The organism is Bowmanella dokdonensis (assembly GCF_017254865.1).
GTDB classification, from domain to species: Bacteria; Pseudomonadota; Gammaproteobacteria; order Enterobacterales; family Alteromonadaceae; genus Bowmanella; species Bowmanella dokdonensis.
Genome location: NZ_JAFKCV010000005.1, coordinates 1 through 14,551 on the forward strand (window position 1 = coordinate 1; position 14,551 = coordinate 14,551).

Genomic DNA, 14,551 nt, shown 5'->3' on the forward strand with positions numbered 1-14,551 from the left:
GTCCCTCGCAGGTTGGCCCTTGCCATTCGCTAGTAGTTAGCGTTGAATAACAGACAGTTAATCAACGGTGATCTTCCTACAGAGGACTTTCACCTCATTAGTTCATGCCCATGCTGGGCGTACACAAATTAAACCATCGGAAAACCACTCGCTGCGCTCGCGTTTTCCGCTGTTTAAAGCGTTAGGTTTTCCAGTGAAGAAATTAGCTGCTTTAGGATTTATTGTCCTCGCTTTATTGCTTGTGCCTTACTCCTACCCGTACTGGCCATCGGGAAAGATGCAAGACTATGCACTTATATGGGTTAAAGGGGACGAAATATCCCAGCTATTTGTTTTAGCTGACCAATTGGAATATGAAAGAGTACACATGTGCCTTAATAGGCCACAACCTTGGGTAGAGACAATAGGCGAGCGTAAATACGTCAGCGATAGTGATCAAAACTTTAAAAAGCTAAGATCCGCAGTTATTGACGCGGGACTTCCCTGTTTTTGGGCGCAAAAGCAAAATGGGAGTTGGTCTTTTCCTGGCTCAAGCGATGTTCACTTCTTTACCAATGCGAAAGGTGAAATGAAACAAACCATCAACCGTTATTACGTGCTTTCTCAGGAAAATATTGACGGAATTTGCACTAAAAAACATAGTGGTAATATATCCTTACAACGCTGTACTGTGAAAATGTTTGGCAATTGGTACGCCGGAAAAGAATTAATGACTGTGCTTTGGAAGGATGTAGAAGAACAAACCTAACAAGTGCTCAAGGTAGCCAGCTGTGCTGGCGGGACAAATTTTCGCGGGCTTGCGCTTCGCGCAAGTGTAGCCCACTCAATTTTCCCCTTAGCGGGGCGTTATCTTTCAAGGAGAAAATTTTGATAAGGATAATTTTTTTAAGTTTCTTTTGGGTCAGTTTAGCCGTTGATGCATATGAGTTCAGCGCAGGTGAAATTGAAATACCGTCAGGATTCGAAGGTCCTACTACTGCAAGACCAAACCCAGCTGTAGAGGTTATCGGTTTTAAAAGGCCTCATGAAGGCAGTGATAAAGGGACTTTGCTCCAAATTTCAATATTCACTCCTCCAAATGGCATCCCAAGTTTGAGCGAAGATGAGCAAGTCAAATTTGCTAAACAATATTTATTGCAATTCTTGGGTGGAGTTGAAAGACAGAGAAGCAACTTTGAAAAAACAGAAATTGAAATCATTAAAATTTCGGGAGTCTCAACGGCCAAGATTAAGTGGAGTGGCGAAGCCTTTGGAGAAATTCTTAACGGCGTTATGTATTGCCTAATCCATGGTGGAAGTATCCTTAGTTTTCACACACAGGATTTTGCCGTTTATGAAGATAAGTATGTGAACTTAGCTGTAACCTCGATTGAGAGTTTGAAACTTGAAAGATAACAAGGCACCGCAAATCGGACCAAAACTCGCTGTCACATTTGTTGCAAAAGGCGCAACAAATGCGCCATCAACTTTTGGCCGTTGGTTTTGGCGTTAGTGGGCGTACTGGTGCCCGGCCATGATGACAAATTCGTAAGGAACGAATTTGAACGCCCGAAGGGCGGCCCTCAATAGGGCGAGGCTCAAGGATGAGACGAGTAATCTGCGCGGTTGTGGGTCCTCATTCGTTAGAAGGCTTTGATAAGCCCGCCGCAAGCCCAGGGTTTCCCACAAATGGTCTTAACCATACATCATCAGGTGCTATTGCACTGACCCCGGTTGGGTAACTACAAATCATTACCTAATACGCCGCCGCCTAGACGGCGTATTCATAATGACCGAGCTTCTCCAACTCCCTGGCTCAATAATGGGCTGCACTTCAAGCCCCCAATCCGACCAGGCCCGCAGGCAGATTGGCCATCTCCTTCAACAACTTGGCGTGGGTCACACTCTTGTGGATAAGCGACTTGCCATGGCTGTCTTCGCCGTGGATACTGAGCTGAAGTTTGGCTAAATCAATGCCATAGAAATAGTGAAATTCTGACATGGACGGTTCTCCTCATAGGTTGCCACATGAGCTTGGCAGAGCCCCGGGAAAGGGGGAGTCCATCCGTTATACATCCACAAGGAAAGTGTTATGAAATTAATCTTATTAACTTCGCTATTTTTTATTTTTATCTGTCCATCCTTAGTTACAGCAGAAGAGTTGTTTTCTGTTTCTTCCAAGAATAAAGGCATATCAGAATTTGATTACATTGTGACCGAAGTCAAGCGAGAGAAAGGTTATTCAGTTTTAAGCATACCAAAATTTCAGGAACGTTCAGCTGCAGCCAGTCGTTGGATGATGTGTGCGTACAATGAATTAGCAATGTTGCGTAACGCAAATATGTGGGCCGCAATATACACCGACGATAGTGGAGACAAAGTAACGGTAGTATTCCCGGATTCAAATAGTATCAGCGACCCAGCATTTGATAATGTAGACCTCCTAGATACTCAGCCTAGAATTATGCCTACCGAGGCGTTAAAAGCTTTTTGTGGTTTTTAGAAAGCGATATATAACAAATTCTATAGCCACTCGTTGGAAGACAAACATGCAGGCTGCCTTCGCGTCGCGTAGTCAGCGGCTTGCACCCCTTAAAACGACGTTAGACTCAGGGAGCAGCCTCAAACATGGCTAAAGTTATTACCGGCCTGCTGGTACTTGTGGGCATCATTCATCTCTTGCCCGTTTCGGGGGTTCTGGGCGTTGAGCGGTTGGTCGCTTTATACGGCATTTCTCTGGGAGAGCCCAATATCGAAATCCTGATGCGCCACCGGGCTGTCCTGTTTGGGCTTCTCGGCCTGTTCCTGGTGTACGCAGCATTCCGACCAACGTTACAAAGATTGGCAATTATTGCGGGTTTCGTCAGTGTTGTATCCTTCATCGGGATCGCATGGTCAGTAGGTGGGTACAATGAGTCTGTTCACAAGGTCGTCATCGCAGACATTATCGCCCTTGTGGCGCTCATTGTTGCAGGGGTAATCCATGTCGTCGGCCGCAAATAAATTCAATAAGACGCAAATCACGTGCACTGTCCATAAAAAGCGTTAACTGCCTATGAAAGTTTGGAAGAGAGTGGCAATTTCCTTCGCTATCTTGTTTGTTGGCGTTCCGCTGGCAATAGCGGGACTATTCATTTATGCAACCACCGGCATGTGCGGGAACCAAGTCTACGATGAGGTGTTGTCGTCCAACAGTGAGCATAAAGCAGTGCTGTTTCAAAAGGATTGCGGCGCAACAACTGGCGTTAGCGCCCAGATAGCAATTATCGATTCTGACGATGAGCTCGAAAATGAGAGTGGCAACATATACATTATCGATGGCCACCCCAAGGAGGTTGCCCCTCGCGTCAGGTGGATTTCCAATACAGAACTGAGAATAGAGAGAGGCTTGAACGGTTCTGAATATAAAGCTGAGTCCAGCTGGGGATTTCTGGACAAGATTAAGGTTACCTATGGCGAAGGCAGCAGTTAAGATGCTTGCCCAAAGGACGCTGAACTTTTCCGCCTGTTACGGGCGTTGAATTTAACCGAGTTATGAAATGAAGATAGAGTCGGTGGAAAAAGCAGAACATCTTACTCTGCTGAAAATTTGGGAGGCGTCAGTCAGAGCCACCCATGACTTTTTGGAGGAAGAGGATCTGCAGGAATTGAAGCCGCTGATCCTGGAGCAGTACTTTGATGCTGTTGATTTAAGATGCGCTAAAAACAACGACGGTAAAATTCTGGGTTTCTGTGGTGTACATGACGGCAATATTGAAATGCTGTTCATCTCACCTGACGCACGCGGAAAAGGGGTGGGCACTTTGCTAGCCAACCATGCCATCAACTCCCAGGGCGCTACCAAAGTCGATGTTAACGAACAGAATGTTCAAGCCTTGGGTTTTTACCAGCATATGGGCTTTTCGGTAACGGGCCGGTCTCCTTTTGACGGGCAGGGTAAGCCTTATCCGCTGCTGCATCTGAGGCGCTAAAAATTTAACCAGGCAGGCTACGGTGATGTGTGACCTAAAGTCACTTGCCGATAATTCCTGTTCACAAAGGGTCTAAAGCGCTAACCATATTGAGATTGGAGATAAATTGTAGTGGACGATACATCACTTAAGGTTAAAGGCTATTGCCGTTGCGGGCAGGTGGAGTTTGAGGTTACCTCAAAGCCATTGATCACCATGGCTTGTCACTGCACAGGATGTCAGCGAATGACATCAAGCGCATTTAGCTTAAGCTCCCTGTTCCCCAGCAAGGCCTTTTCGATCACAGCCGGGGAGCCTGTTATCGGTGGGTTGCATGGGAGTACGCGGCACTTTTTCTGCGGGCATTGCATGAGCTGGCTGTTCACACGCCCCGAAGGTATGGATGACTTTGTCAATGTGCGCTCAGTGATGCTGGAGGACGCCCAAACCTGCAAGCCCTTCATTGAGACTTACACCGATGAAAAGCTCGAATGGGCTACAACCGGTGCAGAGCATAGTTTCTGCAAGTTTCCACCGCAGGACATGTTTCCGCAACTGCTTCAGGAATATGCGCAACAACAAGGCTAGATAAGGCATCGGATAACAGGCGCAATCTGCGCCGCTTCGCTGTAACGGGCCTCAGCCCTCAGAAAGTTTCGGTGTGGATATGCTCTGGCGCCACACCGCACTTCTTCAGACCGGTAACAAGCTCGGCCTGGTTCCCTGCCGGTGCACCTGGTTTGTCCCGGCGGCCGCCTGGTGTCGACCAGACTGCGGGCTCTCTTCAATTCATTGAGAGACTCCCTTCGCAAAATCTATGCGTTTAGGTAATACCAATCGGATTAACCTCATCCTTCCGCGCCGGAGGCCGGGCGCACAAACAGAGCCGCTGGTCGATACCGCCTGCAATGAGGCTTTTTTGTTATATATAGTGGAGCTATCACTTGCAGCCGATCCCTCGCCTGCTCCATTACCGCCTCGCGCCACCTAGGGCAAGGGCAGTACATAGACAGGCGGTCGGACCATAACCGCGGGAATACAGATGGAAACTGTCAGTAAAAGTCGGGAATTGATATTTTCGGCACGATTTCTCGGCCTCACCCTTGCTATGCTGCTGGCGAGTTTCGGCCTTGCCGCGGCCCCGGCAGAGCCCACCCCACACCGTCAGAGTTTTGATATCCGCATCCCGGTTCCTTTGATCCCAGTCCCGGTGGCGGGCACGCAGCACCTCGTCTACGAACTGCATCTGAGCAATTTCTCCGCCAAGCCACTGATTCTGCAGCGGCTGGAAGTGCTTGACGCGAAAAACAAAACGGTGATTGCCGATCTGGACGCCCCTGCACTGGCGACACGCCTGGGCCGTCCGGGAGCCGGGCAGTATCTGACCGACGCACCTACTCTCGCTGCCGGCATGTCCGGCGTGCTGTATCTGGAACTGCCGCTGACGGATCCGATACCCCAGGCTCTGGAGCACCAAATCACCTTCCGCTCTCCCGAACAGGATCCCGGCCTGGCTGATGCTGTTCGCAGCGTGCCTGTGCCTGTCCACGGCGGACAGGCCGTAGTGCTGGGTCCGCCACTTAGAGGCGGGCCCTGGGCGGCCGTTTACCACCCTTCCTGGCAGCGCGGCCATCGCCGGGTGATCCATGCGTTCGGGGGGCAGGCGCGCATTCCGGATCGGCTCGCTATCGACTGGGTGCGACTGGACGCCAACGGTGCCAGAGCGATCTTGGATGAGGACCTGGTGCGTAACTGGCACGGGTACGACGCCGAGGTGCTGGCGGTGGCAGATGCCCTGGTCGTGGCCACGCGCAATGACATCCCCGAGAGTGATACCCTTTCCGGGCGTTTCAAATACGAGTTTGAGGATGCCACAGGTAATTTGGTGGTCCTGGATCTGGGCGATAGCCGCTATGCAATCTATAAACATCTGAAGCCCGGCAGTGTCCGGGTGGCACCCGGCGAAAGGGTCCGGCTTGGTCAGGTAATTGGCGCGGTTGGCTTTTCGGGTAGCGCCGGTGGCCCGCAACTGCACTTCCACCTGGCCGATGCGCCCTCGCCGCTGGGTGCGGCCGAGGGTCTTCCTTATGTAATAGACCAATTTAATCTGCTGGGGGGCTACGACAATTTCGAATCCTTTGGTAAGTCCCCATGGACGCCCATCGGCAAAGACGTCATGCCCAGGCGCACCGCTGAATTCCCGACCCCCAATGCCGTGGTCGATTTCGGGCAGGGCTCCCGCCAGGCTGGCAGCACACCTACCCGGTAAGGAAGGTCCTGCTGCGCTGCGCAACTCTCTGCACCGGCTCGGAACAGACCCCGAACAGAATAACGGCGGCTACCCTGCAGGCGGCCTGAAGCAGGTGCGTCACATATTCCCTATGCTTGCCAAACTTGATGTGGAAGGCTGCAAGCTAGCCTGCCAATAATGATGTGCAGCATCAACGGCATGCTACGCTTTAAGACTATCCGGGCCTTTCCCCATCCCGCAACGCAGAAGGAAACTTATTATGAAGAGGGTATCAACCATTGGGTTTTTATTACTATTTTCTTCGCCTTGTTTAATTGCCGGCGACAATGCCCTGGTTATTTCCCATAAAGACAGCTCATTGCAATGGGGACCCTGCCCGGCTTTTATCCCCAAGGGTTGTGAAATCGCGATTTTAAATGGGCAGCCTGACAAGGAAAACCTGGATATATTTTTCCGCGTCCCGGCCGATTCTCATATTCCTAAGCATAATCATACGTCCCAGGAGAGAATGGTGTTGGTTTCCGGCACACTCGATGTTAATTACCAGAATCATGAGAAGGCCACCATCCATACGGGCGACTATGCTTTTGGTCCGGCAAAATTGCCTCACACTGCATACTGTCACAAAGGTGAACGCTGCGTGTTGTATATCGGGTTTGTTGCCCCGCTGGATGCCAATCCGATAAAAGAATAGCGTGCAAAAATACCTGCCGTACTGAGCTCGCCGGGCACCTGGAGTGTTTCGCCTATCGGCGGTAATTTAACGGACAAAGATACCTGCCGGTGAAGGCTTACCTCACTTGCAGATAAGCAGGACTCGTCTGGGAGGTGAGTAATGGTTGAATTAATCGGTGCGTATTTTTGCGTATTATGCCGTGGCAGTTGACTTGCCCCCTGTTAAAACCCATGATGGACCGGTGTGGGGTGGCGATTTCAGAGGTAGCGGCAGATTACATTTAGTAGCAATTTATCTGCCCTGGCCGTTCCCAGGCATTCAGGAATTATTTTCGTGATGGTGACAGCGAAGATGATAATTTTATATTCACCACAATAGAAGAGCACGACATGAGTACAGGTACAGTCAAGTGGTTTAACGCGGACAAGGGCTTTGGATTTATTACTCCGGATGACGGCGGAAAGGATCTCTTTGTTCATCATTCAGAAATTCAGGCTGGCGGTGGCTATGCCACCCTGACTGACGGCCAGAAGGTAGAGTTTGAAGTAGGCCAGGGTCAGAAAGGCCCCTGCGCCAACAAAGTACGCCCTGCTTAACACATCAGGCGTATTCTACTGATAAGCCCGGCACCTCGCGCATCGTGCGACCAGGTGCCGGCAATCCCAATCCCCTCGTAAAACCATAAGCATCCCTGCTGTGACGGCGCCCGGATTGTTATTCCGGCAGGCCAATACGCGGTCTCAGATATCGCGGCCCGCATTTTTTCACTAGCCTTGATACTCAGCTCGGGTTGATAACACTGATCAGCTAATTGCCGTACTGGCTGCACATCGCACCGCCGGTGACTTTCACGCTGAGAAGTAGCAACCGACTCGCCCCTGTCATATTATCTCTGGCGAGGCTGACTGGCAGAGCCTGTCTCACCGCCCGGATTGCCATTTCGTTTACCAATGGAGAAAACAGGATGTATCAGGGAAGTTGTCTGTGCAAAAAGGTCCGGCTGGAAGTAAGGGGTCCGATAGAGTCCATCATCCACTGCCATTGCTCGAAATGCCGCAAAAGCAGCGGTACCGCTTATGCCACCAATGGTTTTGTCGCGACCACCGATCTGGTGATTACCGCAGGACAAAGCTCCATCACCAGTTTTGAGACCTCGCCGGGTAAACAGCGTCATTTCTGCCGGATCTGTGCTTCACCTGTTTACAGCAGCAATAACCAGGACCCGCAAAGGGTGCGGCTGCGTTTGGGAATTCTGGATTCAGACATAGTGGAAAGGCCCATGTCCCACAATTTTGTGTCATCCAGGGCAAACTGGGATGATCTGGATGCAGAATTGCCCCGCTACGAAGGTTACGAGCCTGACCGGGCGATCGGAACCAACAGCTAGAAGAGACGGCCGGCATGGGCGTGGAAGAAGCCCTTCATTTCTGACGGTGGACGGGCTTATCATTAGCATAAGGCTGCTGATCACGGCGCAACTGGCTGCCCTTGGCCAGGGCAGCCAATGTCGCTATATTCCATTTTTTAACCAACCCCACAGGGCAGGTTTTTTAATACCTTGCTGGCGCCATGCAGCGCTATGACGAGATGGGATAAACTCCTATCAGGGAGGAACCGAATGACAGCAAATGAAACAGAATCCAGCTTCGAAACAGAATTGCTTTGTCCGGCAAAATGGGACAGCGACGACCGCTGGGCCTTTGTGGTGCTGCCCAAAAGCGCCAGTGAGAAACTGCCCAGAAGGGGTAGAACCAGTATAGAAGGCACCCTCAACGGAAAGCCGTTTCAGGCCACTCTGGAGCCCGATGGTAAGCTGAGCCACTGGCTGAAACTAGACGAGTCGCTGCTCAATCGGGCTAAAGTCACCTTTGGCGATAAGGCGACATTTGACATAAGAGCAATGGAGCAGGAGCCCGAGCCCACCGTGCCGTCTGATTTAGAGTCTGCCCTGACGGCGACCCCTGAGGCCCGCGCTACCTGGGATGACACCACCACCATCGCCCGCCTTGACTGGATCCACTGGGTGACGTCCGCCAAGCAGGCCAAAACCCGTGTGAAGAGGATTAACGACGCCTGTGAGATGCTGGCATCGGGCAAGCGGCGGGTTTGCTGTTTCGATCCTTCGGGTTATTACAGCAAGGCCTTCAGCGCCCCGAAAAAGCTGGAATAATGTAGTCATTTGCGAAGTGTGAAAAGCATAGAATATGGCCCCTGAAGCAGACGCAGCAACCCAAGGAACTGACTCATGAAAACTCAGTATTATACTGCCTCCAGCCTTGACGGCTTCATCGCAACAGAGGACGACTCCCTGGAGTGGCTGTTTCCCCTGACGGATTTAAACGAATCCAGCTACCCGGAATTTATTGCGCAGGTCGGCGCCATCGCCATGGGCTCAACCACCTACCAATGGATATTGGCGCACGCGGACGAAATGGTCGCCGAAACCGGCTCGCCCTGGCCTTATCAGCAACCAACCTGGGTTTTTACAACGCGATCCCTGCCGGCACTTAAGGAAGCGGATATTAGGTTTGTCAAAGGAGATGTCAAAATCATCCATCAAGCCATGCAAAGGGCTGCGGGGTCTAAAAATATCTGGGTGGTGGGTGGTGGTGATCTGGCCGGCCAGTTTTATGACGCCGGATTGCTCAATGAACTGATTGTTCAGGTTGGCTCAGTGACCCTGGGCAAAGGGAAGCCGGTTTTACCAAGAGAGATAGTTCAGCCACCGCTAAGTCTGACATCGGTGAGACAGATGGGTCAGGGGATGGTAGAGCTGCGTTATGACGTCAGCTATAACTGAAACAAGGAACCCCCGGGCCCTGGCCTCTTAGTTAACCTGCGTCACCGCCAAACCTTAATCCCTGATTTGGGCAGGCATGCCATAGCGCTGCAGGATTGCTTCCAGCGTTCCGTCCGACTGCAGTTTACGTATGGCGCGGCTGAAATCCTCTGTCCGCGCGTTAAAACGGGATGCCCTGGACAGGGCCATATAGCTGCTGACCTGCCTGGCCTCCTGATAGGTCACCGGCTCGATCAGGTGATCTATCCCCATGGCCACCAGGGTCAGATCCAGGGTCGAGTCTATGCCGATAATCAGGTCCACCCGGCCCTTCAACAGCATCTGTATCTGGGCTGTTTCCGTCACTGTGGGGACTTTCCTCAGCCGATCTTCCTTATCGAAGCGTGGGAAATACAATGCCCCGCGGGTATAGGCCACAGTATAGGGTTTGAGCTCGTCGAACAGGGTCACCCTGATGTCTGAGGTTTTCAGTTTGTAGAAGGAATAGTAAGACGTCAGCCGGTAGTAAGGCGGCTCAATATAGTTCATATAGCGCTGGCGCTCGTCGCTTTTAAGGATGCCGCTGATCAGATCCAGATTGCCCTCCTCCATCATCAGCAGGCAGCGGCTGAACGGGCATTGTACGGGCTCTATGTGAACACCCAGCTCCTGTTCCAGTCGTTGCAGTATGTCCATATCCATGCCGCTGATGACCCCATCCGGCGTGACGAACCGATAAGGTGCAGAAGGGTGAAAGGCATAGTGAAGGGTATCCTGCGCCAACCCCGAAGCGCTGCATATTAACAGGCTGCAAAAGAATAACTTCATGGCGGAGGATGGTCAGGAGTTTGACCTAAATATAGCAGAGCCTGTCCCCGGCATTGATAAGTCGTGCCGGGGACAGACGTGGTACTGAGCCGGATCAGTTCTGTGGCTGGAACACTTCCAGTTCGTCTATCTCCACAAAACGGCTGTCACCGTGGTTGCTGTCGATGACAACGCGCAGATAGCGGGCCTGGACGGTAGAGCTAAAACTGCCGGTCTGATCGGCTACCATGGCCAGACGAAAGGCCTCATGGTCGGCAAAGTTGGCGCCGTCATTGGACACCTGTACGGTAATATCCCGTGGACCCCGGCCCAGCTTGGTGGCTTTTTCGTTTAACATAAAGCGCAGCCCGGCCAGCTTGACCTTTTGGCCGAAATCCACCTGGATCCAGGCTTTGCTGTCTTCTGCAGTGGACAGCAGCCACAAGCCCCGGTTAATCCGATCGCCGGCATCCTCATTGACTTTTTCCGTCCAGGTATGGCCGTCGAAGGCCGCTGCTACTATATCGTTCAGGTAATGGCCGCTGGCCTTGAAGCTGGTTTCGGTCAGACCGTTGCTGCCCAGCAGTGCCACATTACCCAGGGCGCCGGTTTCCACCAGGCGACCGTCTTCGTCACCCACACCACCGCCAGCATAACCGTCGCCCTGCATCACCGCCACGTATTCCAGACTGCATACAGCGTCACTGTCCGCTCCGTAGCCCAGGCGGATAGTCTGGTTGGTATTACGGGCCAGCATCAGAAAGTCCAGCCAGTTCTGTGCATGGTCATCCTGCATATCGAAACTGACCGGCCAGTCGCCTTCCTGGCAGTCCAGCGGGTTGTCCTCGTCCCGGTTAACGCCAATCATCACGGCGCCGGATTTACTGATCAGCAAATTGGTAATCTTGCCCACATATTCGGTGGGCACCTCTTCAGTGGCCTGCCCCAGCAAAGGGGTAATCAGCACCATGGCAGCAGCTAAGGTTCGCATGGGTTTTCCTGTCTCCGGTGTAAGAAAACAGGGCTTGTGCAAATTCCGTTCCCAAAAAAGCGTCAGAAATCAGACATATGGCCCCACGCAGAAATGTAAAGCCGGTTATCGCCGATCAGCGCGACACCGAACTGCACCAGTTGTTAAAAAAGATAATTCTTCCGGTACATTCCGTTAACGCACGCCGCCGGCCGACGAGGTATGGTTGGGTCCGATGAATATTCGGTGCAGCATTTCTTAGCATGATCTCAAATTTCGTCTTATGCGGTCGAAGCGGCCCCCTGGTTCTGTTGACTGTGTTGACTCTGTCGACGGCCATGTCCTGCCGTACCCATGAGCCTTCAGCGATGCCCTTGATGCAAGCGCCCCTTGCAACTGAGCCTGGCAGTGCACTCAGCGGCCACTACCCTAACCTGTTTGCTTTGGCCGGCAAGCCCCGGAACGCCATCAACAGCAAGATTGAGCAGGCATTCAATCAATTGTTTTACGGCGACGCCAATACCCAGACTCTGTATTACCCGGATGGCGGCAATGGCAACGGGGCGCTGGCCTATATCCTCGATATCAACAACGATGACGTGCGCTCTGAGGGTATGTCCTACGGCATGATGGTTGCCGTACAGCTGGATAAAAAGGCCGAGTTCGATGCCCTGTGGAACTGGGCCATGAGCCATATGTATCAGGAGGATCCCAACCATCCCGCCTACGGCTATTTTGCCTGGTCGGTGAGCCCCCGGGGTCAGGTCAACGACCCCATGCCGGCACCGGACGGTGAGGAGTATTTTGCTACCGCCTTGTATTTTGCCTCGGTGCGCTGGGGCGATGGCAAGGATATCTATCAGTACCGGCAACAGGCCGATACCCTGCTCACCCATATGCGCCACCGCAAGGTGATCACAGGTGAAACCCTGCGTGGCCGGCAGAGCGCCACCAACCTGTTTCACCCGGATCATGCCATGGTGCGCTTTACTCCGGATTTGGCCCATGCCGATCATACCGACGCCTCCTATCACCTGCCAGCTTTTTACGAAGTCTGGGCAAGTATGGGGCCCCAGGCCGACAGAGCCTTCTGGCAGCGTGCTGCCCAAGCCAGCCGTGACCATTTCAGCCTGGCAGCCCATCCAAACACCGGCCTGACTCCGGACTACGGCAATTTTGACGGCAGCCCCTGGGCAGCGCCCTGGCGGGAAGAGTCCGCGGACTTTCGCTTCGATGCCTGGCGCACCGCCATGAACTGGTCGTTTGACTGGAGCTGGTGGCGCAAAGATCCCAGGGCACAACAGCTCAGTGATCGCCTGCAGGCCTTCTTTGCCGGTGAAGGATTGGATGAATATGCCAGTCAGTACAGCCTGGACGGCAAAAAACTGGACAATGCCCAGACCACAGGTCTGGTGGCCATGAACGCGGTGGCCAGTCTGGCAGCCACCAATCCGGTAGCCCAGGAATTTGTTGAGGCCCTCTGGCAGCAACCCATACCCCAGGGGCAATATCGCTACTACGACGGCATGCTGTATATGATGGCGCTGCTGCATGTGAGCGGCCAGTACCGGGCCTGGCTGCCCGAACCCCAGGGACCCCAATCATGACCAACAGTGCCCAGAGTATGGCGGCAACCAACAGGCAGATTCAGATGCAAACAGACTCACAGAAACTCAGTGTCACGGAAAAAATCGGCTACAGCCTGGGTGATCTCGCCGCCAACCTGATCTTCCAGACTCTGATGACCTTCCTGGCCTTTTTCTATACAGATGTGTACAAGATACCGGCCGGTGCCGCTGCCACTATCATCTTTTTCGGCGGCCTGATCGGCGCCTTCTTCAACCCGGTAATGGGCATTATCGCCGACCGTACCCATACCCGTTGGGGCAAGTTCCGGCCCTGGATCCTGTGGACCGCCATCCCCTTTGGGCTGATCGCCCTGCTGGCCTTCAGCACACCGAACTTCAGTCCCGAGGGCAAGATCATCTATGCCTTCACCACCTATGTGATCCTGGTGCTGGTGTATTCGGCAAACAACCTGCCTTATTCAGCCTTAAGTGGGGTGCTGACCGGCAGTATGTCGGACCGCAACAGCCTGTCTGCTTACCGCTTTGTGGCGGTAATGGTGGCCCAGTTTGTTATCCAGGTGCTGCTGCTGCCACTGGTATTGATTCTGGGTGACGGCGACAAAGCGGTGGGTTTTGAAAACACCATGACCCTGTTTGCTTCTATCGGCATCCTGTTCTTCCTGATTACTTTTATTACCACCCGGGAGCGTGTGCTCACTATCAGCACTAAGGCTTCCACTATAGGCCAGGATCTGGGCGATCTGGTACGCAACAAACCCTGGGCCATCATGCTTGTGCTCACTGTGCTGGTGTTTGTCACCCTGGCCCTTAAAGGCGGCATGTATATCTTCTATTTCGAAAACTATCTGAGTGAAATGCAGGTCGCCCGCTTTCTGGAAGATATCGGCTTCAACGGTTTTATTGCCGGCCTGAACAGCCTGCTGACCAGCGTCGGGCTGAATGAATTCCTCTGGCCCAAGGATGCTCCTACCTCAGGTTTCAGCCTGTTCAATGCCGGCGGCATCATCTGCATGATCATCGGCATAGGCTTTTCCCGGCCACTGGCCGACCGTTTCGGCAAACGCGACGTCTTTGCCGTGGCGCTGTTTATTTCCAGTCTGTTTATTCTGGTGTTTTATCTGTTTCCGCCCGATGCCATTGCCCTGGTGTTCACCGCCCAGTTGCTGCACGGCTTTTTCTACGGCATCACCATTCCGCTGCTGTGGGCCATGATCGCCGATGTGGCTGACTATTCAGAATGGAAGAACCACCGCCGTGCTACCGCCATTATCTTCTCGGCCATGATCTTCGGCCTGAAACTGGGGCTGAGTATCGGCGGGGCACTGGTAGCCGGCATTCTGGCCCACTATGGCTACGATGCGCAGCTAAGCACCCAGTCGCCTGAGACCATCAATGGCATCAAACTGTCGGTAAGCCTGTATGCGGCTCTGCCCTTTTTGCTGGGGGTGGCCTGCATGTTCCTGTACGAAATCAACAAGCGTAAAGAAATCCAGATCGAGCACGAGCTGAGCGAACGCCGCTCTGCCGTGAAGGTTCTGCAACCCAAGTGA

General features: G+C 52.8%; 18 protein-coding genes. 15 read left to right on the plus strand and 3 right to left on the minus strand.

Annotation, left to right across the window (positions count from 1 at the left end; translation table 11 throughout):
• The first annotated feature begins 193 nt into the window (after positions 1-193).
• On the plus strand, positions 194-748 hold the full coding sequence (locus tag J0A66_RS10245) for a hypothetical protein (protein WP_206573722.1): 555 nt from the start codon (positions 194-196) through the stop codon (positions 746-748).
• 119 nt (positions 749-867) lie between these two features.
• Positions 868-1,395 carry a hypothetical protein gene (locus tag J0A66_RS10250; RefSeq protein ID WP_206573723.1) on the plus strand — a complete coding sequence of 176 codons (528 nt, stop codon included), beginning with the start codon at positions 868-870 and terminating at the stop codon, positions 1,393-1,395.
• A 418-nt stretch (positions 1,396-1,813) separates the two neighbouring features.
• Here the strand turns inward: J0A66_RS10250 and J0A66_RS10255 are convergent, their stop codons facing one another.
• Positions 1,814-1,981, minus strand: coding sequence for a hypothetical protein (locus J0A66_RS10255; RefSeq protein ID WP_206573724.1), 168 nt, complete (start codon positions 1,979-1,981; stop codon positions 1,814-1,816).
• A 90-nt stretch (positions 1,982-2,071) separates the two neighbouring features.
• Between J0A66_RS10255 and J0A66_RS10260 the strand changes: the two genes are divergently transcribed.
• The 11 genes from J0A66_RS10260 to J0A66_RS10310 all read left to right on the plus strand — a co-directional run bounded on the left by J0A66_RS10260 (position 2,072) and on the right by J0A66_RS10310 (position 9,656).
• The gene (locus J0A66_RS10260) at positions 2,072-2,482 is read left to right on the plus strand and encodes a hypothetical protein (protein ID WP_206573725.1); all 411 of its coding nucleotides are present in this window, start codon (positions 2,072-2,074) and stop codon (positions 2,480-2,482) included.
• A 125-nt stretch (positions 2,483-2,607) separates the two neighbouring features.
• The gene (locus J0A66_RS10265; protein WP_206573726.1) at positions 2,608-2,982 is read left to right on the plus strand and encodes a phosphopantetheine adenylyltransferase; all 375 of its coding nucleotides are present in this window, start codon (positions 2,608-2,610) and stop codon (positions 2,980-2,982) included.
• 52 nt (positions 2,983-3,034) lie between these two features.
• Entirely contained in the window at positions 3,035-3,451 is a 417-nt protein-coding gene (locus tag J0A66_RS10270; RefSeq protein WP_206573727.1) for a hypothetical protein, read from the plus strand.
• A gap of 67 nt (positions 3,452-3,518) precedes the next feature.
• Positions 3,519-3,950, plus strand: coding sequence for an acetyltransferase (locus J0A66_RS10275; protein WP_206573728.1), 432 nt, complete (start codon positions 3,519-3,521; stop codon positions 3,948-3,950).
• 111 nt (positions 3,951-4,061) lie between these two features.
• Entirely contained in the window at positions 4,062-4,517 is a 456-nt protein-coding gene (locus J0A66_RS10280) for a GFA family protein (protein ID WP_206573729.1), read from the plus strand.
• Between the two features lie 454 nt (positions 4,518-4,971).
• Positions 4,972-6,198 (plus strand): peptidoglycan DD-metalloendopeptidase family protein, encoded by a 1,227-nt coding sequence (locus J0A66_RS10285; protein WP_206573730.1) that lies wholly within the window; start codon positions 4,972-4,974, stop codon positions 6,196-6,198.
• A gap of 241 nt (positions 6,199-6,439) precedes the next feature.
• Positions 6,440-6,874: a cupin domain-containing protein gene (locus J0A66_RS10290; protein ID WP_206573731.1), complete on the plus strand. Its 435-nt coding sequence runs from the start codon at positions 6,440-6,442 to the stop codon at positions 6,872-6,874.
• Between the two features lie 371 nt (positions 6,875-7,245).
• Entirely contained in the window at positions 7,246-7,452 is a 207-nt protein-coding gene (locus J0A66_RS10295) for a cold-shock protein (protein ID WP_206573732.1), read from the plus strand.
• Between the two features lie 368 nt (positions 7,453-7,820).
• On the plus strand, positions 7,821-8,243 hold the full coding sequence (locus tag J0A66_RS10300) for a GFA family protein (RefSeq protein ID WP_206573733.1): 423 nt from the start codon (positions 7,821-7,823) through the stop codon (positions 8,241-8,243).
• A gap of 231 nt (positions 8,244-8,474) precedes the next feature.
• On the plus strand, positions 8,475-9,026 hold the full coding sequence (locus J0A66_RS10305) for a YdeI/OmpD-associated family protein (RefSeq protein ID WP_206573734.1): 552 nt from the start codon (positions 8,475-8,477) through the stop codon (positions 9,024-9,026).
• 75 nt (positions 9,027-9,101) lie between these two features.
• Positions 9,102-9,656 (plus strand): dihydrofolate reductase family protein, encoded by a 555-nt coding sequence (locus J0A66_RS10310; RefSeq protein WP_206573735.1) that lies wholly within the window; start codon positions 9,102-9,104, stop codon positions 9,654-9,656.
• Between the two features lie 54 nt (positions 9,657-9,710).
• On the opposite strand, the gene J0A66_RS10315 is transcribed toward J0A66_RS10310, so the two are convergent.
• On the minus strand, positions 9,711-10,463 hold the full coding sequence (locus tag J0A66_RS10315) for a substrate-binding periplasmic protein (protein ID WP_206573736.1): 753 nt from the start codon (positions 10,461-10,463) through the stop codon (positions 9,711-9,713).
• Positions 10,464-10,557: 94 nt separating this feature from the next.
• The gene (locus J0A66_RS10320; protein ID WP_206573737.1) at positions 10,558-11,433 is read right to left on the minus strand and encodes a discoidin domain-containing protein; all 876 of its coding nucleotides are present in this window, start codon (positions 11,431-11,433) and stop codon (positions 10,558-10,560) included.
• A gap of 347 nt (positions 11,434-11,780) precedes the next feature.
• Between J0A66_RS10320 and J0A66_RS10325 the strand changes: the two genes are divergently transcribed.
• Complete coding sequence (locus tag J0A66_RS10325; protein ID WP_206573738.1) at positions 11,781-13,019, plus strand: family 8 glycosyl hydrolase; 1,239 nt, start codon at positions 11,781-11,783, stop codon at positions 13,017-13,019.
• A complete protein-coding gene (locus J0A66_RS10330; protein ID WP_241264138.1) occupies positions 13,016-14,551 on the plus strand; it encodes an MFS transporter in 1,536 nt (511 codons plus the stop codon). The genes J0A66_RS10325 and J0A66_RS10330 overlap by 4 nt, the downstream gene beginning before the upstream one ends.

Excerpts from the sequence above, each read along its gene's own strand:
- J0A66_RS10255 (WP_206573724.1), bottom strand. The coding sequence starts at position 1,981 with ATGTCAGAATTTCACTATTTCTATGGCATTGATTTAGCCAAACTTCAG.
- J0A66_RS10260 (WP_206573725.1), top strand. The coding sequence starts at position 2,072 with ATGAAATTAATCTTATTAACTTCGCTATTTTTTATTTTTATCTGTCCA.
- J0A66_RS10265 (WP_206573726.1), top strand. The coding sequence starts at position 2,608 with ATGGCTAAAGTTATTACCGGCCTGCTGGTACTTGTGGGCATCATTCAT.
- J0A66_RS10270 (WP_206573727.1), top strand. The coding sequence starts at position 3,035 with ATGAAAGTTTGGAAGAGAGTGGCAATTTCCTTCGCTATCTTGTTTGTT.
- J0A66_RS10275 (WP_206573728.1), top strand. The coding sequence starts at position 3,519 with ATGAAGATAGAGTCGGTGGAAAAAGCAGAACATCTTACTCTGCTGAAA.
- J0A66_RS10285 (WP_206573730.1), top strand. The coding sequence starts at position 4,972 with ATGGAAACTGTCAGTAAAAGTCGGGAATTGATATTTTCGGCACGATTT.
- J0A66_RS10290 (WP_206573731.1), top strand. The coding sequence starts at position 6,440 with ATGAAGAGGGTATCAACCATTGGGTTTTTATTACTATTTTCTTCGCCT.
- J0A66_RS10295 (WP_206573732.1), top strand. The coding sequence starts at position 7,246 with ATGAGTACAGGTACAGTCAAGTGGTTTAACGCGGACAAGGGCTTTGGA.
- J0A66_RS10300 (WP_206573733.1), top strand. The coding sequence starts at position 7,821 with ATGTATCAGGGAAGTTGTCTGTGCAAAAAGGTCCGGCTGGAAGTAAGG.
- J0A66_RS10305 (WP_206573734.1), top strand. The coding sequence starts at position 8,475 with ATGACAGCAAATGAAACAGAATCCAGCTTCGAAACAGAATTGCTTTGT.
- J0A66_RS10310 (WP_206573735.1), top strand. The coding sequence starts at position 9,102 with ATGAAAACTCAGTATTATACTGCCTCCAGCCTTGACGGCTTCATCGCA.
- J0A66_RS10315 (WP_206573736.1), bottom strand. The coding sequence starts at position 10,463 with ATGAAGTTATTCTTTTGCAGCCTGTTAATATGCAGCGCTTCGGGGTTG.
- J0A66_RS10320 (WP_206573737.1), bottom strand. The coding sequence starts at position 11,433 with ATGCGAACCTTAGCTGCTGCCATGGTGCTGATTACCCCTTTGCTGGGG.
- J0A66_RS10325 (WP_206573738.1), top strand. The coding sequence starts at position 11,781 with ATGCCCTTGATGCAAGCGCCCCTTGCAACTGAGCCTGGCAGTGCACTC.
- J0A66_RS10330 (WP_241264138.1), top strand. The coding sequence starts at position 13,016 with ATGACCAACAGTGCCCAGAGTATGGCGGCAACCAACAGGCAGATTCAG.